The organism is Acinetobacter sp. (genome assembly GCF_036659555.1).
In the GTDB taxonomy this organism is placed as follows: Bacteria; Pseudomonadota; Gammaproteobacteria; order Pseudomonadales; family Moraxellaceae; genus Acinetobacter.
The window spans coordinates 1-23,702 of sequence record NZ_JAVXCI010000044.1; the positions used below are offsets into that span (position 1 = coordinate 1).

Sequence of the window (23,702 nt, forward strand, 5' to 3'; positions counted from 1 at the left end):
GCGACGGACTGTTAATCCGCAGGTCCCTGGTTCGAGCCCAGGTGGGAGAGCCAAATTCTAAAAGCCCATGCATTATGACATGGGCTTTTTTTATTCCAGTGTCCCACCCTAAATTCCGCTGTTCAAAAGCATTTAGCGCATGCAATAAAAAAGCAGGAATGTCATTCCTGCTTATTCAGAACATCAAAAGCTTCAGCCCATCAGGCAGGCGCACCACTGTGGAAACGGAACAGCTCATCCGGGCTTAAAATCAGCGCTTTTTCCACTTCACGGATATGCTGAATCCGCTCCTGAATGTCTTCCTGCGGATTTTTCAGTTTCGCCGATTCCGCCACATCCTGCGCCAGTTTCAGATAATCCTCATAGTGCCGCGATTCAGACTTCAGCAGGTAACGGTAGTAACGCCCCAGCTCTTCATCCACCCGCGGCGCCAGCGCATAGAAGCGCTCGCAGGAACGCGCCTCTACAAAGGCCCCGATAATCAGGACATCAATTAAAGCTTCCGGCTCATAGGTGCGGATTTCCTTGCGCAGACCGCCGGCATAGCGCCCGGCGCTCAGCCCTTTCAGTTCCACACCGCGCTTTGCCATCAGCTCAAGCACCTGTTCATAATGCAGCATTTCTTCACGCACCAGCTGCGCCAGCCGCACTTGAAGGTCTGTCAAAAAGCTGTAGCGGAACATCAGGTTCATTGCCGTACTGGCGGCTTTTTTCTCACAGTTGGCATGATCCAGCATCAGAATATCAAGATTCTGCACGGCTTTATCCAGCCAGGCTTCTGGGGTTTCACAGCCTAAAAAGCCGATCACCGGCTTCATCAGCTCATCATAATCAATATTTGACATATTTCTGCATCAATAAAATTAACGCGCGGCCTGAATGGCAGCTTTCATCTGCTGCACAGCGTGCGCCAGGCCGGAAAATACAGCATCCGCAATAATGGCATGGCCAATATTCAGTTCATGGATTTGCGGGATTTTGGCAATCGGCGCGACATTTGCCAAATTCAGGCCGTGGCCCGCATTCACCACCAAGCCCTTAGAAGCCGCGTATGCCGCGCCCTGAATAATGCGTTCCAGCTCATGCTGCTGCGCTTCCGCGGTGGCCGCATCAGCATAAGCGCCGGTATGCAGCTCAATCGTCGGCGCGCCGCACGCTGCAGCCGCGTCAATCTGGGCAATATCCGCATCAATAAACAGTGAAACATCACAGCCAATAGCAGCCAGTTCCTGCGTGGCTTGCTTCACATCTTCAAAATGGCCCACCACATCCAAACCGCCCTCAGTAGTCACTTCCTGACGCTTTTCAGGCACTAGACAGACATGCTGAGGCTGAATCTCTTTAGCGAATTCAAGCATTTCAGGCGTCACCGCCATTTCCAGATTCATCCGGGTTTTCAGCACGGAGCGCATGCGGCGCACGTCATCGTCCTGAATATGGCGGCGGTCTTCCCGCAAATGCAGGGTAATGCCTTCCGCGCCCGCCTGCTCGCAAATCAGCGCAGCCTGCACAGGGTCAGGATAAGCAGTGCCGCGGGCCTGCCGCAATGTTGCCACATGGTCAATATTTACACCAAGTAGTGCAGCCATAATATTTTCCTAAATTACGGTTATGTTTGAGAATTCTGTATCCACAGCTGACGGCTTTTCAATGGGCGTTCGCCCAGCAGCGAAGTGATCATCTGCCGGTAAAGCCTGGACAGCAATTGTAACTGTTCCGGGTTGAAATCCCCACCCTTTTCATATCCGCGCATGGACAGGATCTGCTGCCCGGCCAATGCTGCGCGGGAGGCCTGCGCAGAAGGCATAAAGCCCTCATTCAGCTGGAATAGATAATGCTGCTCCGGCGTGATCTCCTGCTGATTGGCATCGGTGGAAAAATCCAGCGCATAGCCAAGGTCTTCCAGCAGTTCATGTTCAAATTTGCGCAAGATCTGCTTTAAAAACTGATGAGGCTGATCCTGCTCAGACAAGCGCTGCAGCTGCACCAAAGTTTGCGCATATTGCGCATAGGCCTGCGGCATTTCAGCTTCCAGGGGGCAAAGGCGCAGCAGAATTTCATTCAGGTAAAAGCCGGAGAAAAACGCATCGCCAAAAAAGAATACCGGCTGATTGACAATTTCCAGCTTGGTGAAGTTTTTCAGTTCGGACTTGCCGGTAGCCTGCAGGCAGAGCGGCTGATACTGCGGCGGCGGCGTTTGCCTTAAGATGCCGTCAACACGGCCATGCTCCTGCGTAAACAGGTGCACAATATGGCTGCGCTCGCGGTATTTCCGGTGATGGATAAGGTAGCCATGCAAAACTTCATTACGCATGATGCGGGCGCTTAATTCTGATCTTTATTCTTTTTAGCATCCGGCTCCCCATCTTCGCCATCCCCGTCAGGAATAACTGCGCCGACAACGGCAGCCGTGCCTTTAACCACACCCTTGGTGGTTTTATATGCGATCTTAACCGGAACGGTAACGATTTTAGTAATGCAGCCCTGCAAGAACAGTATGCAGGCGGCCACAGCCAATACTTTTAACATTACCGCTCCTTAAAGTTTCAAGCCTGAACAGCGCGGTCAGATATCGCTGTAGCCCAAGCTCTTTAATGCGCGCTCATCATCAGACCAGCCGCCTTTCACTTTTACCCAAAGGGTCAGCATGATCTTCTGTTCAAACATTTTTTCCATATCAACACGGGCATCCATGCCGATTTTCTTCAGCTTGGCGCCCTTTTCGCCAATCACAATAGCTTTTTGCCCCGGACGGTCAACAAAAATTGTGGCGTCAATATAGGTGCAGGCAGCTTTTGGACGGCCAGTTTTTTCATTAACCGTGGCCTCTTCAGTCTTGAATGACTCAATCTGCACGGTTAAATCGTATGGAAGCTCTTCACCCAGCTGGCGCATGATCTTTTCACGGATCACTTCAGAGGCCAAAAAGCGCTCTGAACGGTCGGTCAGCTGCTCCAGCGAATACAGCGGCGGCTGGAAAGGCAAATAGTTTTCAATAATATTGCGCAAATGATCTAAGTTTGCGCCACGCAATGCAGAAACAGGAACAACCTCTGCAAAATTCATTAATTTTGCGCGCTCCTGAATCAAAGGCAATGCATGGTTTTTATTTTCAAGCGTATCAATTTTATTGATCACAAGAATAACCGGCATATCTGCATTTTTGAGTTTTTCCAAAACAAGTTCATCGTTTTGAGTCCACTTATCTGCATCAAGAACAAACAATACCAAGTTCACATCACGCAATGCAGAAGACGCTGCGCGGTTCATCATTTTATTGATGGCGCGCACTTCTTTTTTATGCATCCCCGGGGTATCTACAAACACCGCCTGGGATTTTTCACGCGAATCAATCCCGACAATTTTATGGCGTGTAGTTTGCGGCTTGCGCGAAGTAATGGACAGCTTTTGCCCCAGAAGATGGTTCATCAGCGTAGATTTGCCCACATTCGGACGGCCGACAATTGCGACAAAGCCACTGCGGTAATCCGACGGGATTTCAGTTCCCTGTGAACTGAAAAATTGACTGATTAAGTCGTCGCTGCCGCTTTGCGGCTCGTGATCAGCATCGATGTGATCGGAATGAGTAGTCATTAAGACTTATGCTCCAAAATTTTTAAAATATCTGCCGCTACTGCCTGTTCAGCAAAGCGGCGGCTTGATCCTTCACCGTATTTCACCGGCATGCTGTCCACAATGCATTCCACTTTGAAATGCTGATTGGGCGCATCGCCTTGAATATCCACAACTTCGTAAACCGGGAGAGGCTTTTTACGCGCCTGCAGATATTCCTGCAACCGTGATTTCGGATCTTTGAGCTGATCAGTCGGTTCAATATGGTCTAAATATGGCAAATACCATTTCAGCACAATGGCTTCCAGAATTTTTAAATCCTGACTGTCCACATATATTGCGCCGATAATCGACTCCACGGTATCCGCAAGTATAGACTCGCGGTGATGACCGCCTGATTTCAATTCGCCTGTGCTTAAAATCATACTTTGGCTTAATTTCAAGTCATTGGCGATTTTACCCAAGGCTTCCTGACGCACTAGCGTAGCGCGCATGCGCGTCAGCCGGCCTTCATTTTCATGCGGGTAGGCATGATAGAGATAATTAGCGATAATCATCCCCAGCAAAGAGTCGCCCAGAAATTCCAGGCGCTCGTAGTTATGCTTATGGCTCACCGATCGGTGGGTCAAGGCCAGCTGCAGCAATTCTGGCTGTTTAAACTGATAACCGATTCGACTGGCTAAACGGCTTTCATTTAGCTTGGACTGAGCTTTGATCAAAACTTTTCTCGAACTTCAACACAATATCTATATTCAATAAGAAAGGCTTTCTTATCTCATAATCTTTTTTCACTTGCAGGCCGTCCACATTAGTGACTTGGGCCACGTCCGCAAACTTAAGCTCGCGGACATTATTCATTAACAGCCGCTTATCCATCTCATCCGCAAATTTGGATGGGCTTAAATCTTTAGGCCCATGCTGCAGCTGCTCCGCAATTTCTTTGTCGAGCAGGCGGTCATTCAGATAGGGCGCCCAGACTGCAACCAATACTTTAACCATAAAGGCCAAACCAATAATTGCAACCAAGATTGCAATATACGATGCTCCGCGCTGATGTCGCATTGTTATTTTCCTAATGATGCGTTAATCAATCTTGCCGTTACGGCTAAATGACGGCAGCTTAAAGCCAGGCTCTTTATGCATCCATTTATAAAATGCGCGGCCTGTCAGGTTTTCTTCAGGTACAAATCCCCAGAAACGGCTGTCAGCACTTTGATCGCGGTTATCCCCCATCGCAAAGTAATGCCCTGCCGGAACTTTCACTTCCCAATATAAACCATTTTCGTTTGAATATTTACCATTATCTATATAATTGAGAAACGGCGCCTGGCGGGCAATATTGACCCCTTCAAGCTCGCGCATGGTAAAGGTGTGCTCGCCCAAAGTTTCCTTGTGGTAAATGGATTCCGGCGTATCCTGAATGTCTTTCGCGCGGCTGAATTCCACCGGAACTTTCGGCACTTTCTTGCCGTTAATGCTCAGCTGGCCATGATCATAGACAATATGATCGCCCGGCAAGCCGATTACACGCTTAATGTAGCTGATGCTTGGCTGCGGCGGATAGCGGAACACAATCACATCGCCGCGCTCCGGCTCGCTGACGTCAATAATCTTTTTATTGACGATAGGCAGGCGGACGCCGTATTCAAATTTATTCACCAGAATGAAGTCGCCAGTTTCCAGAGTCGGCACCATCGAATCTGACGGAATATTGAATGGCTCATACAGGAAAGAGCGCAGCACTAAAACGACAGCCAGCACCGGCCAGAAATCATATGCCCATGTAATAATGACATTTTCATTACCCTTGCCTTTGGCCTGCCTTTGCTTCCAGACCAGCTTATCCAGCAGCCACACGATAAAGAAAATCAGCGTGACGGGTACAAGGATTAAATTAAAATCAAAATCCATGAGCGTAATGACCTCTCGTTATTATCTTTCTACTTTCAACACAGCAAGGAACGCTTCCTGCGGAATTTCCACGCTTCCGACCTGCTTCATGCGCTTCTTGCCTTCCTTCTGCTTAGACAGAAGTTTCTTCTTGCGCGACACGTCGCCGCCGTAGCATTTAGCCAATACGTTTTTGCGCATGGCTTTCACGGTTGAGCGGGCAATAATCTGCGCGCCAATGGCGGCCTGAATAGCCACATCAAACATCTGGCGCGGAATCAGGTCTTTCATTTTTTCAACCAGCGCGATGCCGCGGTGGCGCGCATCGTTGCGGTGGCAGATCATCGCCAAAGCATCAACCTTGTCGCCATTAATTAGCACATCAACCTTAACCAGAGATGAAGATTCAAAACGGATAAAGTTGTAATCCAGCGATGCAAAGCCGCGCGAGCAGGACTTCAGCTTGTCAAAGAAGTCCATGACCACTTCGGCCATTGGAATTTCAAAGGTAATCGAAACTTGATTGCCCAAGAATTTCATGTCTTTCTGCACGCCGCGGCGCTCAATGCACAATGTCATTACATTGCCCAGATATTCCTGCGGCACCAGGATATGGCATTCCGCAATCGGCTCGCGCAGGTCTTCAACCGTTGAGCCGTCCGGCATTTTAGACGGGCTGTCGATATACACCGTTTCGCCGCTTTTCATCACCGCTTCATAGATAACCGTCGGCGCAGAGCTGATCAGGTCTAAATCATACTCACGCTCCAGGCGCTCCTGCACAATTTCCATGTGCAGCATGCCCAGGAAGCCGCAGCGGAAGCCGAAGCCCAGCGCATCTGAACTTTCAGGCTCAAAGAATAAAGCTGAGTCGTTAATTTGCAGCTTATGCAGCGCTTCACGGAACGGTTCAAAATCACTGGCGTCAATTGGGAACAGGCCCGCATAAACCTGCGGCTTGACCTTTTTAAAGCCCGGCAAAGTCGCAACGTCAGGCGTCGCCGCCAGCGTAATGGTATCGCCCACTGGCGCACCGAAAATATCTTTAATGCCGGCAATCACAAAGCCGACTTCACCCGCTTCCAGCATGCCGGTTTCGGTATGCTTTGGATTGAAGATGCCGACAGAAGTAATAATGTGCGACTGGCCTGTCGATTTCATCAGCATCTTGTCGCCTTTGCGCACGCGGCCCTGCTTGATCCGCACCAATGATACAACGCCCAAGTAGTTGTCGAACCAGGAGTCGATGATCAGCGCCTGCAAAGGCGCTTCGCGGTCGCCTTCAGGCGCCGGAATAACATCCACCAGTGTTTCTAAAACAGATTCTACGCCCAGGCCGGTTTTTGCGGAACAGGTTGGCGCATGGGTCGCTTCAATGCCGATAATTTCTTCAATTTCGTGAATAACGCGCTCAGGCTCAGCCTGCGGCAAGTCAATCTTATTCAAGATCGGCAGCACTTCCAGACCCTGCTCAATGGCGGTATAGCAGTTGGCAACCGACTGCGCTTCCACACCCTGCGCCGCGTCCACAACCAGCAAAGCGCCTTCACAGGCAGCCAGCGAGCGGGAAACTTCATAGGAAAAGTCCACGTGTCCTGGGGTATCAATGAAGTTCAGCTGGTATTCCTGACCATTGGGATGCGTATAGTACAAGGTAACCGAGGCGGCTTTAATGGTAATGCCTCGTTCACGCTCAAGTTCCATAGAATCAAGAACTTGGGCCTGCATTTCGCGGGCCTGCAAGCCGCCGCACATCTGAATGAAGCGGTCCGCAAGCGTCGATTTGCCATGATCGATATGCGCAATAATCGAAAAGTTACGAATGTTTTTAATATCAACAGATTTTTTAGCTTGCGCCATGGGTTACCTTGAAAGAAAACGCGCTATGCACGCAATTGAAAATGCACAGCAAAAACCGAATGGAAATTGCGGAGGATTATAGCAGATGGATTTTTCAATGTATCCATATTAATGAACTCCTTTTGCGCTTTAAGCGCCGGCGTTCAAGCCTTTGCTGACTGAAATGCAAAACAGAAGCCGCAATTCAGGCATCGTAAATGCTGAAGTCCATCGGGTTTTCCGCCTCGGAAACCGGCTGGTAAGCCTGCATGAATGTCGGCGACATGCGCTTTGGCCGCCCGGTCGCAATTTCGACGCAGGCCCACTGGGTGTTGCCCATAAACAGCACGGCTTTATCGCTCGGCCGGTAAAAGGCATACTGGCGGAAAGAATACAGCGCATTGATGTCATTCAGCCATGTACGCAGAATAATCTCCTCGCCTTGCAGCGCTGCTTTGCGGTACTGCACATGATGCTCTACCGCCACCATGGCGTGCTTCAGCTCCAGATATTCCTTGAGGCCCAAACCCAGCGCTTCAATATGCGCAGTGGCCGCATCCTGCATCCAGCTCAGATAAACCACGTTATTGACATGGCCCAGCACATCAATATGCTCCGGCTGCACGGTGATTTTCAAATCAAATACAGTGCTCATGAATTCCTGTCCTTCCGCCTTAAATTCTTTCCGCGCCCAGCAGTCTACGCGAAATCTCCATCCGATAAACTGCAAAAACAAGCAAACCGCTCAAAATGAGCGGCCTGCATTCGACACTGATTATTCAATGCGCATGCCGACAATGACGCGCTGGCTTTCGCGGATAATCGCGACCCGCGCCACGCTGTTCTTTTTCAAATCCGAAACCGCTGCCACAAAATCCCGGGTATTGCTGATGGCCTTATTATTGATTTGCGTCACCACATCGCCCGGCATCAGGCGCGCTTGGGCTGCAACGCCGCCGCGGCGCACATCCTGAATTAAAATCCCGCCTTTGGTGCCCAGCTGATTCAGTTCACTGGCGTTCAAGTCCCGGATGCTGACGCCCAAAACCGGGCCTTTGCTTGGCTGCTGCGCGCCATCGGCTTTGGCCGGCGTATCATCCGGCGCAGTGGACAGCATGGCTGAAATATTGCGCCGGCTGTCATCGCGCAACACTTCCAGCTGAATGCTTTGATTCGGCGCAGCCCGGTTCAGATAGTTCAGCAGTTCAGATGTTCTGGAAATCGGCGTGCCATTGAATTTCAGAATCACATCGCCGGCTTTAAAGCCAGCTTTGGCTGCCGGAGAATTTGGCGCAACCTGCGTAATCAAGGAGCCTTCCGGTTTGGAGAGCTTATAGGCTTCCGCCAAATTGCGGTCAATATCCTGCAGGCTGACGCCCAAATACGCGCGGGTGACTTTGCCGTGCTTTTTCAGCTGGTCAGCCACATCCATCGCCACATCAATTGGAATGGAGAATGACAGGCCCATATAGCCGCCGGTGCCGCTGAAGATCCGCGAGTTTACGCCAACCACTTCACCGCGCTGATTAAACAATGGCCCGCCCGAGTTGCCGGGGTTCAAGGCCACATCGGTTTGAATGAACGGCACCGAAGTTTCGCCCATCATATTGCGCATTTTGGCGCTGACAATGCCGGCGGATGCTGAATAGTCAAAGCCGAAGGGAGAGCCGATAGCCAGAACCGGCTCACCGACTTTCAGCTGGCCGACATTGCCGGTGCGCAGCTCAGGGAAGCCTGAACCGGCCACTTTCAGCAAGGCAACATCGGTGCGTTCATCGCTGCCGACTACCTTCGCGTCAATTTCACGGCGGTCATTCAATACAATCGTGACTTTAGAGGCGTCTTCCACCACATGGTGGTTCGTCAGCAGGTAGCCGTCCTTGCTGATGAAAAATGCGCTGCCGTAGCCGGTTTTTTCCTGAGGCAGCTGCTGCTGCGGAATAATGACCTGATTGCCGAAAAAGCGCTTCAGAATTTCCGGCACCTGCTGCTGCAGAAGCTCTTCCTGACTGAGCTTTTTCACCACATTCACGCTGACCACCGCCGGGCTGACCTGCTCAACCAAATTGGAAAAATCGACCGGCGCCGCAGCCTGCGCCTGCACAGCCGCTGCGGTAAAAACAGCTGCGTATAAACCTTTTTGCATGTATTGATTTTTCATATCAGGCATTCACTCAAATTATTGATGTTTTGGAATATGACTGGTTTTATCATAAAGCATGTAACTGCTTCGTAATAATATGTTGGATTATATTTTTATAAACAGCAGCTTAATCATTCCTTAAAATTTGCATCATTATTAATATTATTCATCATGCTGAAGCATTTATGCTCTTGCCTTTTGCCGAAAAAAGCGGTGTTATTACCGGACTTTTTTTCAAATTAGCTGATGGATATGCCTAATTTAGAAACAACGCATCATTTTGATGTGATCATTGTGGGAAGCGGCGGCGCGGGCTTGAGTTTAGCTTTATCGCTGCCGGATCATTTCAGCATTGCGGTTTTAGCCAAGTCGGGCCTGACGGATGCAAGCACCTACTATGCTCAAGGCGGCGTGGCGGCAGTTTTGGATGAAACCGACTCCATTGAACAGCATATTGATGACACCATGATTGCAGGCGCGCATTTATGCGAGCTGGATGCCGTTAAGCAGACGGTTGAAGGCGGCAAGCCATCGGTCGATTTTCTTTTAGCGCATGGTGTGCAGTTTACCCTGGATGAGCAGGAACAGCTGCATTTGACCCGCGAGGGCGGCCATTCGCAGCGCCGGATCATCCACGCTGCTGACGCAACCGGCCGGGCGATTTCAACCACGCTGGTGCAGCGCGCGCAGGAAAAATCCAATATTGAAATTTTTGAAAACTATATTGCGATTGACCTGATCACCTCGCAAAAGCTCGGCTTGGACGGCGCAAACCGCGCCTTGGGCTTGTATGCGCTGGATGAAAAAACCGAAAAAGTGCATACTTTCCTTGCGCCCTTTACCGCACTGGCCTGCGGCGGCGCCATGAAAGCCTATCTGTATACCTCCAATCCGGATATTGCCACCGGTGACGGCATTGCCATGGCCTACCGCGCCGGCTGCCGCGTCGCCAATATGGAATTCAACCAGTTCCATCCAACCTGCCTGTATCATCCGCAGGCGCGCTCGTTCTTAATTACCGAAGCCATGCGCGGCGAAGGCGCCTATCTGCGCCTGCCGGACGGCGAGCGCTTTATGCTGCGCTTTGATGAACGCGCTGAACTTGCGCCGCGGGATATTGTCGCGCGCGCGATTGACTATGAAATTAAGCGTCTGGGCATCCGCCATGTCTGGCTGGACATTACCCATAAGCCGGCGGAATTTGTCAAAGAGCACTTCCCGACCCTGCATGCGCGCCTGCTTGAACTCGGCATCGACATCACCAAAGAAATGATTCCTGTGGTTCCGGCTGCGCATTACACCTGCGGCGGCGTGGTGGTGGATGAAAACAGTGAAACTGATATTGCCGGCCTGTACGCCATTGGCGAAACCTCCTATACCGGCCTGCACGGCGCCAACCGGATGGCCAGCAATTCGCTGCTGGAGTGCTTTGTTTACGGCATGGCGGCCGCCAAGCATATTGAAGCTGGACTGCAGCCGGATTACCGGCCGCCGCAAGTGCCGGCATGGGATGATTCGCAAGTAATGAACCCGGATGAAGATGTGGTGATTCTGCAGAACTGGGATGAACTGCGCCAAACCATGTGGAACTATGTCGGCATTGTGCGCACCACCAATCGCCTGCAGCGCGCGCTGCACCGCATTGAAATGCTGAAGCGTGAAATCACCGAGTATTATCAGGATTACCAAGTCAGCAAAAATCTGATTGAACTGCGCAATCTGGTGTTAGTTTCGGAAATGATCGTGCGCTGCGCCATGCAGCGCAAGGAATCCCGCGGCCTGCATTTCACTCTGGATTATCCGGAACTGGGGCCGGAACTGCGCAAAACCGTGCTGACGCCGCCGGATTTTCAGGTCGAGCAGCCGCTGGTCAACGCCTAGCTGCACGTAGCTTGAAGCAAAAAGCCGGATCTGCTGATTCGGCTTTTTTTGTCCGCCTCGCCTGCGCTTTCAGGCGCTAGAAATAAGTTTTGAGCGCAGCCTGAAAGGTCAGCAGGTGCAGCTTGACCAAATCATCCAGCGGCTGATAGCCGCCGGCCAGCACAAACATGACAGGCAGCTGATGGCGCTTGGCCAAGCTGAACACCATTTCTTCACGCTTTTGAATCAGCTCGGCGCTAAACCAGCTTGAACCGAATGGGTCAGCCTGATGGCAGTCCATGCCCGCCTGATAAATCACTAAATCCGCGCCCCACTCCCGCGCCTGCTGCAGGCCTTCATGCACAGCCAGCGCATATTGCGCAAAATTTCCCCGGTCTTTATGAATATGCCGTGTTTGCGCGCGCGCATAAGTCGGACAGCCAAACGGCAGGCCATAAATGCTGAAATTAAACAGGTTATCCAGCCGGCGGGTAAATTCCGCCGTGCCGTTGCCACCGTGCTGATCACAGTCCAGCACAAAAATTTTCTTCTGCGGGAACTGCTGCGCTACCAGCGCCAGGCCATTAAAAGTGCAAAATGAACCGCCGTATTCATATACTGCATGATGAAAGCCTTGCGCCATATTGGCCGCAATGCCTTTCTGCATTGCCAGCTCGGCGGCCAGCAGCTGCCCTGCGTTAATATGCAACACGGCATCGCGCAGCTGTTCCGTCCACGGCTTAAAGCCGGAAAATACCGCCAGCTTTTGCGGCGTTCCCGTATTGAAGGCATCGACATATGCCGGATCATGCAATTGCTTGAGAACCTGAATATCCAGAATTTCAGGCGCATGAAATTGCACAGCGCCCGATGCGCTCAGCGCATCGGCCACCGCCTTGAGCTTTTCCATGCTGTTGGTATGCGTTGCGGAAACATAGTTGGGCGAGTAGCAGACATCCAGCATAAATAATTACCTAAACTGCGCCAGCGCGACATCCAGCAGCTGCTGAATTTGGGTGCTTCCCGGGCTGTATAAGCCATTCGCAACCTGCTGTTCAAAATGCGTGCTGAATGCGCGCCTGCGGTTTTCCGGCGAAACCGCCAAAGTAGTGAGGCGCAGGAACCAAAAGCCGCTGACAGCCGTATAAGGCATAATGAAGCCTTTGAATTCCTTATTGGCTTGCTTTTCCGCAACCGCTTCAGGCGCATAATCGGCGGAAAACAGCGAGCCTGCAGGCAGGCGCACGCCGTTCATCAATACCGGCTTTAAGCTGATGCAGGAGTGATTGTCGCCCATATTCAGCTTTTCCAGCAGCAGCGGCTGGTTTTGCTCATCGACAAAAATATTGATTTCACCGCTGCGCAGCACGCGCCGGTGCGCAATTTTCAGAAAGAAATTTTCCGCCATTGGGCATGAACCGACTTTCGGGCGCTCCTGCAGGCTGTTCAGCTCAGTCAGGCCAGTCTGCTGCTGATTTTTAGGCAGCAGGATATCTTCAATCAAACCGCACAGCAGCCGGCTTTCTTCCAGCGCCGCCTGCTGGCCAAGGCCTCTTAACCGCTGCTGCAGGCGCACTTCACTGCCCAGCAGCTGCTGATAACCGCTGGCTGGCGCATGCTTTAGAAAATCCTGAATTTGGCTGTTCAAATCCAGATTGCGCCAGTCCGCAATCTGCATGCTGTAAAGCTTCTGCTGCGCTAAAATCTGGAGCAGGCGCTTGCCGTCTGCAGCTTCAAAGAGTTTTAAATCCTGAAAATCGTCCGCCTTGCGCCCGGTGTTGATATGTTCCGCTAAAACCCGCGTGGCTTGCGTATAGCCGCAGCCTCTGCGCTCAGTTTGATGTGAATAATGCTCGTTCAGCATTTCGGTCAATTTGCCTGACAAAAGCTGAACCTGCTCGCGGAACAGCCGAACGACTTCATGGTCTGCAGCAGCCATGCATTTTCCTATTTCAACACTTGTTTTGATTATAGTTTTTTTTAATCCTTTTGGCGATTTAACATATGCGGCAGCTGAAGAAATATGCAGCAGGCTGATCAATTCCTGCTGAATATTCCCAGTAAAGCACAGTAAATTCTGACGACTGCCGTAAACTTTTCAGTAACCGGCAGCTGAAGCCGGATTTAAGCCGCGTTCTTTTGCGGCGGGATGGAATAGGTGCCGGTCACATGCGCCACCGGGTCATCCGAATCCACCGAATAAATCCAGACTTCAGCAACAATCAGCGCCTTGCCGACTTTCATCAGCTTGCATACGCCGCGCAGATTTTGACTGCCGGACGGCTTGCGCAAAAAGTTGATATTCATGCTGGTGGTTACCGCCAGCCCGACAATGCCGATTTCCCCTAAAATCGCCACATACATGGCGAAATCGGCCAAGGTCATCATGGTCGGGCCGGAAATGGTGCTGCCCGGCCTCAAATCATTGTCACTGACCCGCCATAAAAGTGAAGCCCCTTTTTCGCTCACGGCTTCAATTTCACAATTGGCTAAGCTTGGCGGAAAAGCCTGCGCTAAAAACTGAATAATTTCCTGTTTTGTACTTTTCATAAAAAAAGATCATCCATAATTTTCATTTATGCATGATCTTTTAAATCAGTCTGTGCAGGAAAGCTATGGCATTTTAGACCGATTAAAAATACTGCAGCGCCTGCGCAAAAACCTGTTCAGGCGTCTGCGAAGCATCCAAGCGCTTGACCCGTTCCGGATGGCGCTCAGACAAAGTCTGATAGCCAGCCCTGACTTTCTCAAAGAACGCGGCTTTTTCCTGTTCAAAACGGTCCAGCGCGCCGCGCGCGCGGGCGCGGTTCATGCCCAGCTCAATCGGCGCATCCAGCCAAAAGGTCAAATCCGGCATGCGGCTGACAAAGCTGTCATTCAGCAGCTGCAGCTTGGCTTCGCTGAGGCCGCGCCCCGCACATTGATAGGCGAAGCTGGCATCCGTAAAGCGGTCGCACAGCACGGTCTTGCCTGCATTCAATGCCGGCAGGATCACCTGATCGATATGCTGCGCGCGGGCGGCGTACATCAGCAGCAGCTCCGTATCGCTGCACATCTTTTCATCATGATTCACCGACAGCAGCAGGGCGCGGATCTGCTCCGCCATCGGCGTGCCGCCCGGCTCACGGGTCAGCACCACGTCCTGGCCCTGACTGCTCAGGCGGTCATAAATTTTGCGGATGAGCGTGGTTTTGCCAACCCCTTCGGTGCCTTCAAAACTGATAAACATGCTCACTCCTTAATTTTTTGAACGCATGACAGCAAGATATTCCTGCACGGCGCGGTTATGATCCTGCAAAGTCGCAGTGAATTTGTGGCCGCCGTTGCCCGTGGCAACAAAGTAGATATTGCTGGACTGATCCGGATGCATGGCCGCCTCAATGGCTTTTTTGCTTGGCAATGCAATCGGTGTCGGCGGCAGGCCGCTGATGGTATAGGTATTATAAGGCGTTGGCGTACGCAAATCCTGCCGGGTAATATTGCCTGCATATTTATCGCCCATGCCGTAAATGACGGTCGGGTCAGTCTGCAGGCGCATGCCCAGCTTCAGGCGGCGCGCGAACACCCCGGAAACCTGCTCCAGCTCGCTGTCCAGGCTGGTTTCTTTTTCCACAATTGACGCCATAATCAGCGCCTCATATTTGTCCTTATACGGCAAATCCGGCGCGCGGTTTGCCCATGCCTGATCCAGCGCTTTCATTTGACGCAGATGCAGATCTTTCAGAATTTTTTTATCCGACTCGCCTTTGGCGAAAAAGTAGGTGTCCGGCGCAAACAAGCCTTCGGGATGATCATAGGGAATTTCCAGCGCAGCCAAAATCTGCGCATAAGGCAGATTGCTGATCTCATGCGTGACTAAATGATCCTTCTTCAGGGCATCAATCAGTTGCTTAAAGGTGGTGCCTTCAATGACTAAAATGCGGTTCATCTGCGCATTGTCGGCATTGGAAATCATCTGCATCACTTCGCGCACGCTCATGCCTTGGCGCACTTCATACACGCCAGCCTTTAGAGTGCCGTGAATCATCAGTTTCTGATACAGCTTTAAAATAACCGGAAAGCTGACTTTATCTTCCTTGGCCAAGCGGTCAATAAAGCCGGAATAGGTGTCGCCTGCGCCAATCGCCAGCATCTGCTTCTTGCCCTCTACAGGATAAGCTTTGAATAAGCTTGACCATAGAATAGTGCACAGCAGGACAGCCAAGCCGGCTGCGGCCAGCAGAATGGCTTTGGGCTTGCGGGAAGGCTGAGGCTGGTTCTTTTTCGATTTTTGCGGGGCAGAAGACATATTAGCGGATCTGATTCAATTGAAGAAGATGGAAAAGTTCGGCGCAAGGCTGAACATCTAAAGGCGCGCCATTTAAACTGGACACAATTTTCATCGGGCTGAGCGCATTGCAGAAAAACACGCTCTGAAAATCTGCAATTTCATTCAGATCTACACGGCGCAGCGTACAGGCAATGCCCTGCGCCTGCATGCGGGATAAAATTTCAGCGCGCATTACGCCATGCACGCCATTATAGCGAAGTTCCGGCGTAATCCATGCATTGTTTATGCGAATAAAGCAGTTGCTGCTTACGCCTTCCGCAACCGAGCCCTGCACATCTGAAACTAAGGCTTCCGGCCAGCCGTTCTGGTCAGCTTCACGCTTCAGCATGACCTGCTCCAAGCGGTTTAAAGATTTCAGCCCGGCTAAATCCGGCATGCTGAGGCCAATCGCCTGCTGCAGCACCCCGCTTTGAATCGTGTCATAGCCAAAATCCTGCAGCGCTTGAGGATAGAAAAACACCCAGACATCTGCAGGATGATCCGGCAGGCTATAGCCGCGCTGGCCTTGGCCGCGGCTGATGATGACTTTCAGCGTCCCCGAAGCGGCCGGATGCTGCTGAATCAGCGCAAGCGTCTGCTGAATCAGGCTTAAGTCCGCATGCAGATAAAGGCGCTCACTGGCGTGATGCAAGCGCGCCAAATGCAGGTCATGCAGTTCAATTGCGCCATCACGCAGGCGCGCTGTAGTGAAGCAGCCGTCGCCGTAATGGAATGCGCGGTCCAGCAACTCTATCTGACTGACTTGCTGTGCATTTTTAAAACACTGCATAAATTTTTACTCTGCTCGAATGGCTGTAGTTTAAAAATTTCTGGCCCTTTTATATTGCTTTTTTCTTCATATCAAATTCATTTTTTATTATTTTTTATGCATAAAGTCTCAGGCTATTCTTGCCCCATGCAATAAATCATTGAAAAAAATTGAGGCCCGCATGAGCATTTCAGCAAAATTAAAACTTGGCGTTCTGGCCGCAGTGATCTCCGCTGTGTCTTTCAGCGCAGCAGCCAAAGACTTTTTAAACGTTTCATACGATCCGACCCGCGAGCTGTATGAAGATGTCAATAAAGAGTTCGGCAAGTACTGGCAAAGCCGCACCGGCCAGCAAATCAACTTCAAGCAGTCGCACGGCGGTTCAGGCAAGCAGGCGCGCTCAGTCATTGACGGGCTGGATGCAGATGTCGTGACTTTGGCGCTGGCTGCCGACATTGACGTCATTGCGGCAAAAACCAAACTGCTGCCGGCGGACTGGCAAAAGAAACTGCCTCAGAATTCTACGCCTTATACCTCCACCATCGTATTTTTAGTGCGCAAAGGCAACCCCAAAGGCATTAAGGACTGGGGCGACTTAGTCAAGCCGGGCGTGGGCATCATCACCCCAAACCCGAAAACCTCCGGCGGCGCGCGCTGGAACTACTTAGCGGCTTGGGCTTGGGCCAAGCATCAAGCCGGTGGCAATGACGCCAAAGCGCAGGAATTCGTCCGCAAAATCTACAAAAACACCAAGGTGCTGGACTCCGGCGCCCGCGGTTCAACCACAACCTTTGCTGAACGCGGCATCGGCGATGTGCTGCTGGCTTGGGAAAACGAAGCGCATTTGGCTATCCGCGAACAGCCGGGCAAGTTTGAAATCGTGACGCCGTCGCTGTCAATTCTGGCGGAGCCGCCGGTGGCGATAGTCGAAAAAAATGCCGAGAAAAACGGCAGCAAGTACCTCGCTCAAGGCTACCTGAACTTCCTCTATTCGCCGCGCGGCCAGCAGATTGCGGCCCAGAACTTCTACCGTCCGCGCAATGAAAAAGTGCTGGCTCAGTATAAGAATGTATTCAAGCCGCTGAAGCTGGTGACCATTGATAAAGAATTCGGCGGCTGGGACAAAGTGCAGAAAACCCACTTTGAAAATGACGGCATATTTGACCAAATCGTCAAAGCCAACAGCGGCAAGTAATCCCTCCGCTTAACCTGCCTTTAAGGAGTACAGACATGACCCATACCGTAATTGTTCCGGGTGTCGGCGGCAGTGAGCACGCTCACTGGCAGTCTTGGCTGCAGCGCCAGCTGATGTCGTGCTCCCGCGTGCAGCAGGCGGACTGGAACCAGCCGATTCTGGAAGACTGGATTGCGCAGTTTGTCAAAACAGCCGCGCCGGTTCAGGACAATCTTCAGATTGTGGCGCACAGCTTCGGCTGCCTCACCGCAGCAGCGGCGCTGGCGCAGCATCCGCAGCTCAGCAGCAAAGTCAGCAATCTGATTTTAGTGGCGCCGGCCAACCCGGCCCGCTTTGGCGATGCCGGCTTTGCCCGCAGCAGCCAAAATGACTATGAAGCTTATTTTCATCAGTTAAAAATCAATGCGCCCGCCGCCATGATCATCAGTGAAAATGACCCTTGGCTGGCTTTTGATGACGCGCAGCGCCTTGCAAAATCGTGGAAGCTGCAGCCGGTCAATATGGGCTTGGCTGGCCATATCAATACCGCTTCCGGCTACGGCCCTTTTCCTGAGATTTTTGATTATTTAATCCCAGAAGGAACCCTGCCGCATATCAGCGCTGCTGATGAGCGCAAGTACTTATTTAAATTTGCAATTTAGCTCCTGCAAACTATGCTGGAGCCGGAATTTTATTTTCACCTTTCGCTGGCTGCTTTCAGTCAGCTTTCTCTTTTTGAGGAGCAATCATGTCGCAGCGATCCCGAGTGCTGCCAGGATTCGGCCTGTCCCTAGGCTTCACCCTAGCGTATTTGTCATTAATCGTGCTGATACCCTTATCTGCGGTATTCATTAAATCGCTGGGCATCGGCTGGGACGGCTTATGGCAAATTTTAAGTTCCGAACGCATTTTAGCTTCCCTGCAGCTGAGCTTCAGCGCGGCCATTACCGCCGCCTTAGTGAATGTGGTCTTTGGCCTGCTGCTGGCGTGGTGCCTTGTGCGCTACAGCTTTCCGGGCAAGCGCATTATTGATGCGCTGGTGGATTTGCCTTTTGCCCTGCCCACCGCGGTTGCCGGCATTGCCCTGACTTCGCTGTATGCGCCGACGGGCTGGATTGGCCAGTACCTTGAGCCGATTGGCATTAAAGTCGCCTATACGCCAATCGGCATTACCCTGGCGCTGATTTTCATTGGCATTCCTTTTGTGGTGCGCACGGTGCAGCCGGTGCTGAGCGATCTGGAAACCGAACTGGAAGAAGCAGCTTCTGCGCTAGGCGCCAACCGCCTGCAGATTGTCACTAAAGTCATCCTGCCGATTTTATTACCGGCCTTAATTACCGGCTTTGCCTTGGCCTTTGCCCGCGGCGTCGGTGAATACGGCTCAGTGATTTTCATTGCCGGCAACCAGCCTTTTGAAACTGAAATTGCCCCGCTGATGATTATTTCGCGTCTGGAAGAATATGATTATGCAGGCGCAACCACCATTGCGGTGGTCATGCTGGTGATTTCATTCGCTATTCTGTTTGTGATTAACTTGATTCAGGCATGGGCCAGCCGCCGCACGGGGAGAACTGCGCAATGAGTTCACATACCAACAGCAATGCCTTAGCTGAAAAGCTGCAGTCGCGCGATGCAACCCGCGAACCGCTTTGGGTGCGCTATCTGCTCTTGACCATTGCGCTGCTGTTCTTTTTAAGCTGCTTAATGCTGCCGCTGATTCTGGTTTTCGTAGAAGCCTTCAAACAGGGCGTTGGCGTGTATTTTCAGGCGCTGGTGCATCCGGATACCTTATCTGCGGTAAAATTGACCTTGCTGACTGCGGTTATTGCCGTGCCGCTGAACGTGGTGTTTGGCGTGGCGGCGGCATGGTCGGTGGCTAAATTCAACTTCCGCGGCAAGTCCATTCTGACCACCATTATTGACATGCCGTTTTCAGTTTCTCCAGTCATTGCCGGCTTAATGCTGGTGCTGATTTTCGGCACGCAAGGCTGGTTCGGCGGCTGGCTGATGGATCATGACATTAAAGTCCTGTATGCCGTGCCTGCCATTGTGCTGGCAACCATCTTCATTACCGTACCTTTCGTTGCCCGCGAGCTGATTCCATTGATGGAAGCGCAAGGCACCGAAGAAGAGGAAGCCGCGATTGTGCTGGGCGCCAATGGCTGGCAGACTTTCTGGAAAGTGACCCTGCCGAACATCAAATGGGGCTTAATTTACGGCGTGATTCTGTGCAACGCCCGCGCCATGGGCGAGTTTGGCGCAGTATCGGTGGTTTCCGGCCATATCCGCGGCGAAACCAACACCCTGCCGCTGCACGTCGAAATCCTTTATAACGAATATACCTTCAGCGCAGCCTTTGCGGTGTCGTCACTTTTGGCCTTGCTTGCCATTGTGACCCTGATACTTAAAACTTGGGTGGAAGTCCGCCAAGAACGTCAAAGCAAGCGCAATGAAGATTCAACAGCTTCTTAGGGAATGACCTCATGAGTATTCAAGTTAAAAATATTGAAAAACACTTTGGTGCATTCCATGCGCTGAAAAACATCTCTTTAGATTTTCCGGAGGGCCAGCTGGTGGCCCTGCTTGGCCCATCCGGCTGCGGCAAAACCACCCTGCTGCGCATTATTGCCGGCTTAGAGTCTGCGGACAGCGGCCGGGTGATTCTTGAAGGCGAAGACGCGACCAAGGTGCATGTGCGCGAACGCGAAGTCGGCTTTGTATTCCAGCATTATGCGCTGTTCCGCCACATGACCGTATTTGAAAATATTGCCTTTGGCCTGCGCGTGCGCCCGCGCGCCACGCGCCCGAATGAAGCGGAAATCAAGAAGCGCGTAACCCGCCTGCTGGATTTAGTGCAGCTGGGCTTTTTAGCCGGCCGCTATCCGGCGCAGCTTTCCGGCGGGCAGCGCCAGCGCATCGCTTTGGCGCGCGCGCTGGCCGTTGAGCCGCGCGTGCTGCTGCTGGATGAACCCTTTGGCGCTTTGGACGCCAAAGTGCGCAAAGAACTGCGCCGCTGGCTGCGCGCGCTGCATGATGAACTGCACATTACCTCTATTTTTGTCACGCATGATCAGGAAGAAGCGCTGGAAGTCGCGGATCAGATTATTGTGATGAACAAAGGCAATGTGGAGCAAATCGGCTCCCCGCGCGAAGTCTACGAAAAGCCGGCCACGCCTTTTGTATTTGACTTTCTGGGCCAAGCCAACCGTTTTGAAGGCCAGAACCGCAATGGCGTGATTCAAATTGGCGAAGACCGCATCCAGCTGCCGCAAGCGCCGGATGCGCCGCAAGGCCCTGTAATTGCCTTTGCCCGCCCGGATGAACTGCGCATTCATGCGCAGCCGCAGGAAAACGCGATTCAAGCCACCTTCCTGCGCGAAGTCTGGATTGCCGGAAAAGTCTTGGCGGAACTGAATGACCGCCAAGGCAACCTGATTGAAATTTCACTGACGCCGGATGAAGCGAAACTGCACCAGTTCCGCCCAAATCAAACCGTTTGGCTGAGCGCTTCCGCTTTACATTTATTTGAAAACCAAGCCGCTTAAGGCTTTATGATGGGGCATAAAAGCCCCATCAATTTTGAGGTACGCAGAATTATGAATTTCCAGCAGCTAAGAATTATTAGAGAAACCGTTAGACAGAACTTTAATTTAACTGAAGCGTCTGCAGCGCTCTACACCTCGCAATCGGGCGTGAGCAAGCATATTAAGGATTTAGAGGATGAATTAGGCGTGCAGCTGTTTATCCGCAAAGGCAAGCGCCTGCTCGGCCTGACTGAGCCGGGTCAGGCTTTGCTGGGCATTGTCGAGCGCATGCTGGTCGATGCCGACAACATTAAGCGCCTTGCGGATGATTTCAACAAAGTCGATGAAGGCACGCTGACCATTGCCACAACGCATACGCAGGCACGCTATGTGCTGCCGCCGATTGTCAATCAGTTCAAGAAAGACTTCCCCAAAGTGCATTTGATTCTGCAGCAGGCCAGCCCGGTGGAAATCACCGAAATGCTGTTGCAGGGCGAAGCGGATATCGGCATCGCCACTGAATCGCTGACTGCTGAAGACAATTTAGCCAGCGTGCCATTCTACAACTGGCAGCACAGCATCATCACCCCGCAGCATCACCCGCTGGCGGCCAAGAATGACATCAGCATTGAAGATCTGTCGCATTACCCGATCATCACCTATCATGGCGGCTTCACCGGCCGTTCCAAAATTGACAAAGCCTTTGAAGATGCGGGCTTTGATGTGGATATTGTGATGTCCGCTCTGGATGCCGACGTGATTAAAACCTATGTGGAACTCAACATGGGTGTGGGCATTGTCAATGACGTGGCCTATGATCCGGAGCGCGATTACCGCTTAAAGCAGATTAAGACCGATATTTTTGGCGTCAACACCACATGGATTGCCGTGCGCAAGGGCCATCTGCTTCGCGGCTACGGCTATGAATTTATTTCGCTGTGCTCGCCGAATGCAGACATCAAGGCGCTGAAGCGGGTCGCCTACCCGGAAGATTAATAAAATAATTCCTTAGAAAACGGGTGCTTGAATGCGCCCGTTTTTTATCTGAATTTTTTTATTGTTTTAATATTTCATTTACCCGCACTTATTCTCTACACTAGGTCCTGCATAACAATAAAAACCGAATTAATTACAGCTTTCCGTACACCAGCCAGGGCAACATGAGAACGAAATTCATCTATACGGCAGCTTGTATCATTTGCCCATTGCACCCGCTGTATGCAGCAGGCCTTGAGCGCACAGATCAGAGCATCGCCGCTTTTTTAGAACCCGGTAATTATGCTGAAATCAGCCTTGCGGTAATTGATGCCCATATCGAAGGTGAGGTGCAGTATAAAGACGTGATCAGTGAGCTGGGAATAAATGACTTTTCTACAGGCAATCTAGCTGAACGTGAATTTTTAGGAAAACTGGCGCTTAAGTTCCAGCCACATCCGCAAATTTCAGCAGGGCTGATCTATGAACAGCCCTATATGGTCAATATCAGTTATGACTATAGCCCCGCGCTGCCAGACGGTTCAGTCATTGACATCGAATCTGCAGATATTTCTTTTAAATCTAATAGCTTGACAGGGCTTATCGGCTATCAGCCGCATGCGCATTGGAATATATACGGCGGATTAAGCTGGCAGAGCTTTAAGGGAGAGCTGAAAATTGCAGGTCAGCAGTATGATGCCTTGAATGGCTATGACGCGCATTTCAAAAATGACAATGCAGCTGGCTGGCTTGCGGGTTTAAGCTACCAGCGGCCTGAATACGGGATTAAAACCAGCATCACCTACCGCTCTAAAATCAAGCATAAAAACAGCACAAGCGAATCCACATTTTATTCCAATGGCCCATTCACGATTGTGCCTGAAACCCAGACCGCGATAGAAACACCGCAATCTGTTAATCTTGAATTTCAAACCGGCCTCAGCCCAAGCAATTTAATGTATGGCGCTGTGCGCTGGGTGAATTGGCAAAACTTTGTGATGCAGCCGCCCCAATTGGGAGCGGTGCTGTATTGGGCTTCACAAGACCCGCAATACCGCGAACTTGCGCAATTGAAACTGATTTCCTATAAAAAAGACCAATGGTCAGGCAAGCTGGGAATTGCCCATCAATGGAACAGCCAATGGCTTACTGCGCTGGAATTCGTCTGGGATAAAGGATCCGGCAATCCGGCATCCACCTTGAATCCAAGTGACGGCTACCGGGGGCTTGGCTTAGGCATTATGTATCGCTTCAATCCGCAGACGTTTTTAGCATCGGGCGCGTATTATCTTCAGTTCAACAAACCCGATATTTCATCCACACCGTTAGCGCCCCAAATTTCAGGCTTATCAACGGTTGCAGATAATGACGCCATGGTTTATGGACTGAAAGTCGGCCATCATTTCTGAATTTCCATTTAACTTGAATATTATTCAAATAATCAGATATAAAAAACGGGCCGAAGCCCTAATTCTGATCAGTTAAGGAGTTTCAATAGAAACTCCTTAATTTTTTGGCTATTCACGGCGGAGTCTTATCGTTTTTAAATTCAATATTTGGAGCTCATTTTGTTCCTTGCGGAACAGTGTTCCTCATTCGCCAAATGAGAAGCGGAGCTTCGCAAGGAAAGCATCTTGCGGCGCAGT

General features: G+C 51.3%; 25 protein-coding genes. 8 read left to right on the forward strand and 17 right to left on the reverse strand.

The window, feature by feature from the left end; genetic code table 11:
• Positions 1–200: 200 nt before the first annotated feature.
• From RSA72_RS07650 to RSA72_RS07700, 11 genes are all read right to left on the reverse strand, one after another.
• A complete protein-coding gene (locus RSA72_RS07650; protein WP_332624504.1) occupies positions 201–845 on the reverse strand; it encodes a tRNA-(ms[2]io[6]A)-hydroxylase in 645 nt (214 codons plus the stop codon).
• Between the two features lie 18 nt (positions 846–863).
• The gene (gene pdxJ, locus RSA72_RS07655; protein ID WP_332624503.1) at positions 864–1,589 is read right to left on the reverse strand and encodes a pyridoxine 5'-phosphate synthase; all 726 of its coding nucleotides are present in this window, start codon (positions 1,587–1,589) and stop codon (positions 864–866) included.
• Positions 1,590–1,609: 20 nt separating this feature from the next.
• Complete coding sequence (recO, locus tag RSA72_RS07660) at positions 1,610–2,317, reverse strand: DNA repair protein RecO (RefSeq protein WP_332632991.1); 708 nt, start codon at positions 2,315–2,317, stop codon at positions 1,610–1,612.
• Between the two features lie 8 nt (positions 2,318–2,325).
• A complete protein-coding gene (locus tag RSA72_RS07665) occupies positions 2,326–2,529 on the reverse strand; it encodes an NF038104 family lipoprotein (RefSeq protein WP_332624501.1) in 204 nt (67 codons plus the stop codon).
• 36 nt (positions 2,530–2,565) lie between these two features.
• Positions 2,566–3,594, reverse strand: a complete 1,029-nt coding sequence (gene era, locus RSA72_RS07670; protein ID WP_332624499.1) for a GTPase Era — start codon at positions 3,592–3,594, stop codon at positions 2,566–2,568.
• Complete coding sequence (gene rnc / locus RSA72_RS07675; protein ID WP_332632983.1) at positions 3,594–4,292, reverse strand: ribonuclease III; 699 nt, start codon at positions 4,290–4,292, stop codon at positions 3,594–3,596. The genes era and rnc overlap by 1 nt, the downstream gene beginning before the upstream one ends.
• Positions 4,264–4,635: a DUF4845 domain-containing protein gene (locus RSA72_RS07680; protein WP_332623723.1), complete on the reverse strand. Its 372-nt coding sequence runs from the start codon at positions 4,633–4,635 to the stop codon at positions 4,264–4,266. The genes rnc and RSA72_RS07680 overlap by 29 nt, the downstream gene beginning before the upstream one ends.
• Positions 4,636–4,656: 21 nt before the next feature.
• Positions 4,657–5,484 (reverse strand): signal peptidase I, encoded by an 828-nt coding sequence (gene lepB / locus RSA72_RS07685; RefSeq protein WP_332632985.1) that lies wholly within the window; start codon positions 5,482–5,484, stop codon positions 4,657–4,659.
• A gap of 21 nt (positions 5,485–5,505) precedes the next feature.
• Positions 5,506–7,323 (reverse strand): translation elongation factor 4, encoded by a 1,818-nt coding sequence (lepA, locus tag RSA72_RS07690; protein WP_332623725.1) that lies wholly within the window; start codon positions 7,321–7,323, stop codon positions 5,506–5,508.
• Positions 7,324–7,507: 184 nt separating this feature from the next.
• Positions 7,508–7,957, reverse strand: a complete 450-nt coding sequence (locus tag RSA72_RS07695) for an acyl-CoA thioesterase (protein ID WP_332623726.1) — start codon at positions 7,955–7,957, stop codon at positions 7,508–7,510.
• A gap of 120 nt (positions 7,958–8,077) precedes the next feature.
• On the reverse strand, positions 8,078–9,463 hold the full coding sequence (locus RSA72_RS07700; RefSeq protein WP_332623727.1) for a Do family serine endopeptidase: 1,386 nt from the start codon (positions 9,461–9,463) through the stop codon (positions 8,078–8,080).
• 228 nt (positions 9,464–9,691) lie between these two features.
• On the opposite strand from RSA72_RS07700, the gene nadB reads away from it, so the two are divergent.
• Positions 9,692–11,326: an L-aspartate oxidase gene (nadB, locus tag RSA72_RS07705; RefSeq protein WP_332632987.1), complete on the forward strand. Its 1,635-nt coding sequence runs from the start codon at positions 9,692–9,694 to the stop codon at positions 11,324–11,326.
• A gap of 76 nt (positions 11,327–11,402) precedes the next feature.
• Here the strand turns inward: nadB and RSA72_RS07710 are convergent, their stop codons facing one another.
• From RSA72_RS07710 to pabC, 6 genes are all read right to left on the reverse strand, one after another.
• On the reverse strand, positions 11,403–12,269 hold the full coding sequence (locus tag RSA72_RS07710; RefSeq protein WP_332622537.1) for a histone deacetylase: 867 nt from the start codon (positions 12,267–12,269) through the stop codon (positions 11,403–11,405).
• A gap of 6 nt (positions 12,270–12,275) precedes the next feature.
• Positions 12,276–13,244, reverse strand: a complete 969-nt coding sequence (locus RSA72_RS07715; RefSeq protein WP_332632989.1) for a hypothetical protein — start codon at positions 13,242–13,244, stop codon at positions 12,276–12,278.
• A 185-nt stretch (positions 13,245–13,429) separates the two neighbouring features.
• Positions 13,430–13,855 (reverse strand): PaaI family thioesterase, encoded by a 426-nt coding sequence (locus RSA72_RS07720; RefSeq protein ID WP_332622535.1) that lies wholly within the window; start codon positions 13,853–13,855, stop codon positions 13,430–13,432.
• An 82-nt stretch (positions 13,856–13,937) separates the two neighbouring features.
• Positions 13,938–14,534 (reverse strand): dTMP kinase, encoded by a 597-nt coding sequence (gene tmk / locus RSA72_RS07725; RefSeq protein WP_332622533.1) that lies wholly within the window; start codon positions 14,532–14,534, stop codon positions 13,938–13,940.
• A gap of 9 nt (positions 14,535–14,543) precedes the next feature.
• Positions 14,544–15,593: an endolytic transglycosylase MltG gene (mltG, locus tag RSA72_RS07730; RefSeq protein ID WP_332622532.1), complete on the reverse strand. Its 1,050-nt coding sequence runs from the start codon at positions 15,591–15,593 to the stop codon at positions 14,544–14,546.
• A 1-nt stretch (position 15,594) separates the two neighbouring features.
• Positions 15,595–16,404 (reverse strand): aminodeoxychorismate lyase, encoded by an 810-nt coding sequence (gene pabC, locus RSA72_RS07735; RefSeq protein WP_332622531.1) that lies wholly within the window; start codon positions 16,402–16,404, stop codon positions 15,595–15,597.
• Between the two features lie 160 nt (positions 16,405–16,564).
• On the opposite strand from pabC, the gene RSA72_RS07740 reads away from it, so the two are divergent.
• The 7 genes from RSA72_RS07740 (at position 16,565) to RSA72_RS07770 (ending at position 23,465) form a co-directional block, all read left to right on the forward strand.
• Positions 16,565–17,578: a sulfate ABC transporter substrate-binding protein gene (locus RSA72_RS07740; RefSeq protein ID WP_332622530.1), complete on the forward strand. Its 1,014-nt coding sequence runs from the start codon at positions 16,565–16,567 to the stop codon at positions 17,576–17,578.
• Between the two features lie 35 nt (positions 17,579–17,613).
• A complete protein-coding gene (locus RSA72_RS07745; RefSeq protein ID WP_332622529.1) occupies positions 17,614–18,219 on the forward strand; it encodes an RBBP9/YdeN family alpha/beta hydrolase in 606 nt (201 codons plus the stop codon).
• A gap of 86 nt (positions 18,220–18,305) precedes the next feature.
• Positions 18,306–19,139: a sulfate ABC transporter permease subunit CysT gene (cysT, locus tag RSA72_RS07750; RefSeq protein WP_332622528.1), complete on the forward strand. Its 834-nt coding sequence runs from the start codon at positions 18,306–18,308 to the stop codon at positions 19,137–19,139.
• The gene (gene cysW / locus RSA72_RS07755; protein ID WP_332622526.1) at positions 19,136–20,029 is read left to right on the forward strand and encodes a sulfate ABC transporter permease subunit CysW; all 894 of its coding nucleotides are present in this window, start codon (positions 19,136–19,138) and stop codon (positions 20,027–20,029) included. Before cysT ends, cysW begins: the two co-directional genes overlap by 4 nt.
• 11 nt (positions 20,030–20,040) lie before the next feature.
• Positions 20,041–21,102, forward strand: a complete 1,062-nt coding sequence (locus RSA72_RS07760) for a sulfate/molybdate ABC transporter ATP-binding protein (RefSeq protein WP_332622524.1) — start codon at positions 20,041–20,043, stop codon at positions 21,100–21,102.
• A gap of 51 nt (positions 21,103–21,153) precedes the next feature.
• Positions 21,154–22,077: a CysB family HTH-type transcriptional regulator gene (locus RSA72_RS07765; RefSeq protein ID WP_332622522.1), complete on the forward strand. Its 924-nt coding sequence runs from the start codon at positions 21,154–21,156 to the stop codon at positions 22,075–22,077.
• Between the two features lie 164 nt (positions 22,078–22,241).
• Entirely contained in the window at positions 22,242–23,465 is a 1,224-nt protein-coding gene (locus RSA72_RS07770; RefSeq protein WP_332622521.1) for an outer membrane protein transport protein, read from the forward strand.
• Positions 23,466–23,702: the final 237 nt, after the last annotated feature.

Excerpts from the sequence above, each read along its gene's own strand:
- RSA72_RS07650 (WP_332624504.1), bottom strand. The coding sequence starts at position 845 with ATGTCAAATATTGATTATGATGAGCTGATGAAGCCGGTGATCGGCTTT.
- pdxJ (WP_332624503.1), bottom strand. The coding sequence starts at position 1,589 with ATGGCTGCACTACTTGGTGTAAATATTGACCATGTGGCAACATTGCGG.
- RSA72_RS07665 (WP_332624501.1), bottom strand. The coding sequence starts at position 2,529 with ATGTTAAAAGTATTGGCTGTGGCCGCCTGCATACTGTTCTTGCAGGGC.
- era (WP_332624499.1), bottom strand. The coding sequence starts at position 3,594 with ATGACTACTCATTCCGATCACATCGATGCTGATCACGAGCCGCAAAGC.
- RSA72_RS07680 (WP_332623723.1), bottom strand. The coding sequence starts at position 4,635 with ATGCGACATCAGCGCGGAGCATCGTATATTGCAATCTTGGTTGCAATT.
- lepB (WP_332632985.1), bottom strand. The coding sequence starts at position 5,484 with ATGGATTTTGATTTTAATTTAATCCTTGTACCCGTCACGCTGATTTTC.
- lepA (WP_332623725.1), bottom strand. The coding sequence starts at position 7,323 with ATGGCGCAAGCTAAAAAATCTGTTGATATTAAAAACATTCGTAACTTT.
- RSA72_RS07695 (WP_332623726.1), bottom strand. The coding sequence starts at position 7,957 with ATGAGCACTGTATTTGATTTGAAAATCACCGTGCAGCCGGAGCATATT.
- RSA72_RS07700 (WP_332623727.1), bottom strand. The coding sequence starts at position 9,463 with ATGAAAAATCAATACATGCAAAAAGGTTTATACGCAGCTGTTTTTACC.
- nadB (WP_332632987.1), top strand. The coding sequence starts at position 9,692 with ATGGATATGCCTAATTTAGAAACAACGCATCATTTTGATGTGATCATT.
- RSA72_RS07710 (WP_332622537.1), bottom strand. The coding sequence starts at position 12,269 with ATGCTGGATGTCTGCTACTCGCCCAACTATGTTTCCGCAACGCATACC.
- RSA72_RS07715 (WP_332632989.1), bottom strand. The coding sequence starts at position 13,244 with ATGGCTGCTGCAGACCATGAAGTCGTTCGGCTGTTCCGCGAGCAGGTT.
- RSA72_RS07720 (WP_332622535.1), bottom strand. The coding sequence starts at position 13,855 with ATGAAAAGTACAAAACAGGAAATTATTCAGTTTTTAGCGCAGGCTTTT.
- tmk (WP_332622533.1), bottom strand. The coding sequence starts at position 14,534 with ATGTTTATCAGTTTTGAAGGCACCGAAGGGGTTGGCAAAACCACGCTC.
- mltG (WP_332622532.1), bottom strand. The coding sequence starts at position 15,593 with ATGTCTTCTGCCCCGCAAAAATCGAAAAAGAACCAGCCTCAGCCTTCC.
- pabC (WP_332622531.1), bottom strand. The coding sequence starts at position 16,404 with ATGCAGTGTTTTAAAAATGCACAGCAAGTCAGTCAGATAGAGTTGCTG.
- RSA72_RS07740 (WP_332622530.1), top strand. The coding sequence starts at position 16,565 with ATGAGCATTTCAGCAAAATTAAAACTTGGCGTTCTGGCCGCAGTGATC.
- RSA72_RS07745 (WP_332622529.1), top strand. The coding sequence starts at position 17,614 with ATGACCCATACCGTAATTGTTCCGGGTGTCGGCGGCAGTGAGCACGCT.
- cysT (WP_332622528.1), top strand. The coding sequence starts at position 18,306 with ATGTCGCAGCGATCCCGAGTGCTGCCAGGATTCGGCCTGTCCCTAGGC.
- cysW (WP_332622526.1), top strand. The coding sequence starts at position 19,136 with ATGAGTTCACATACCAACAGCAATGCCTTAGCTGAAAAGCTGCAGTCG.
- RSA72_RS07760 (WP_332622524.1), top strand. The coding sequence starts at position 20,041 with ATGAGTATTCAAGTTAAAAATATTGAAAAACACTTTGGTGCATTCCAT.
- RSA72_RS07765 (WP_332622522.1), top strand. The coding sequence starts at position 21,154 with ATGAATTTCCAGCAGCTAAGAATTATTAGAGAAACCGTTAGACAGAAC.
- RSA72_RS07770 (WP_332622521.1), top strand. The coding sequence starts at position 22,242 with ATGAGAACGAAATTCATCTATACGGCAGCTTGTATCATTTGCCCATTG.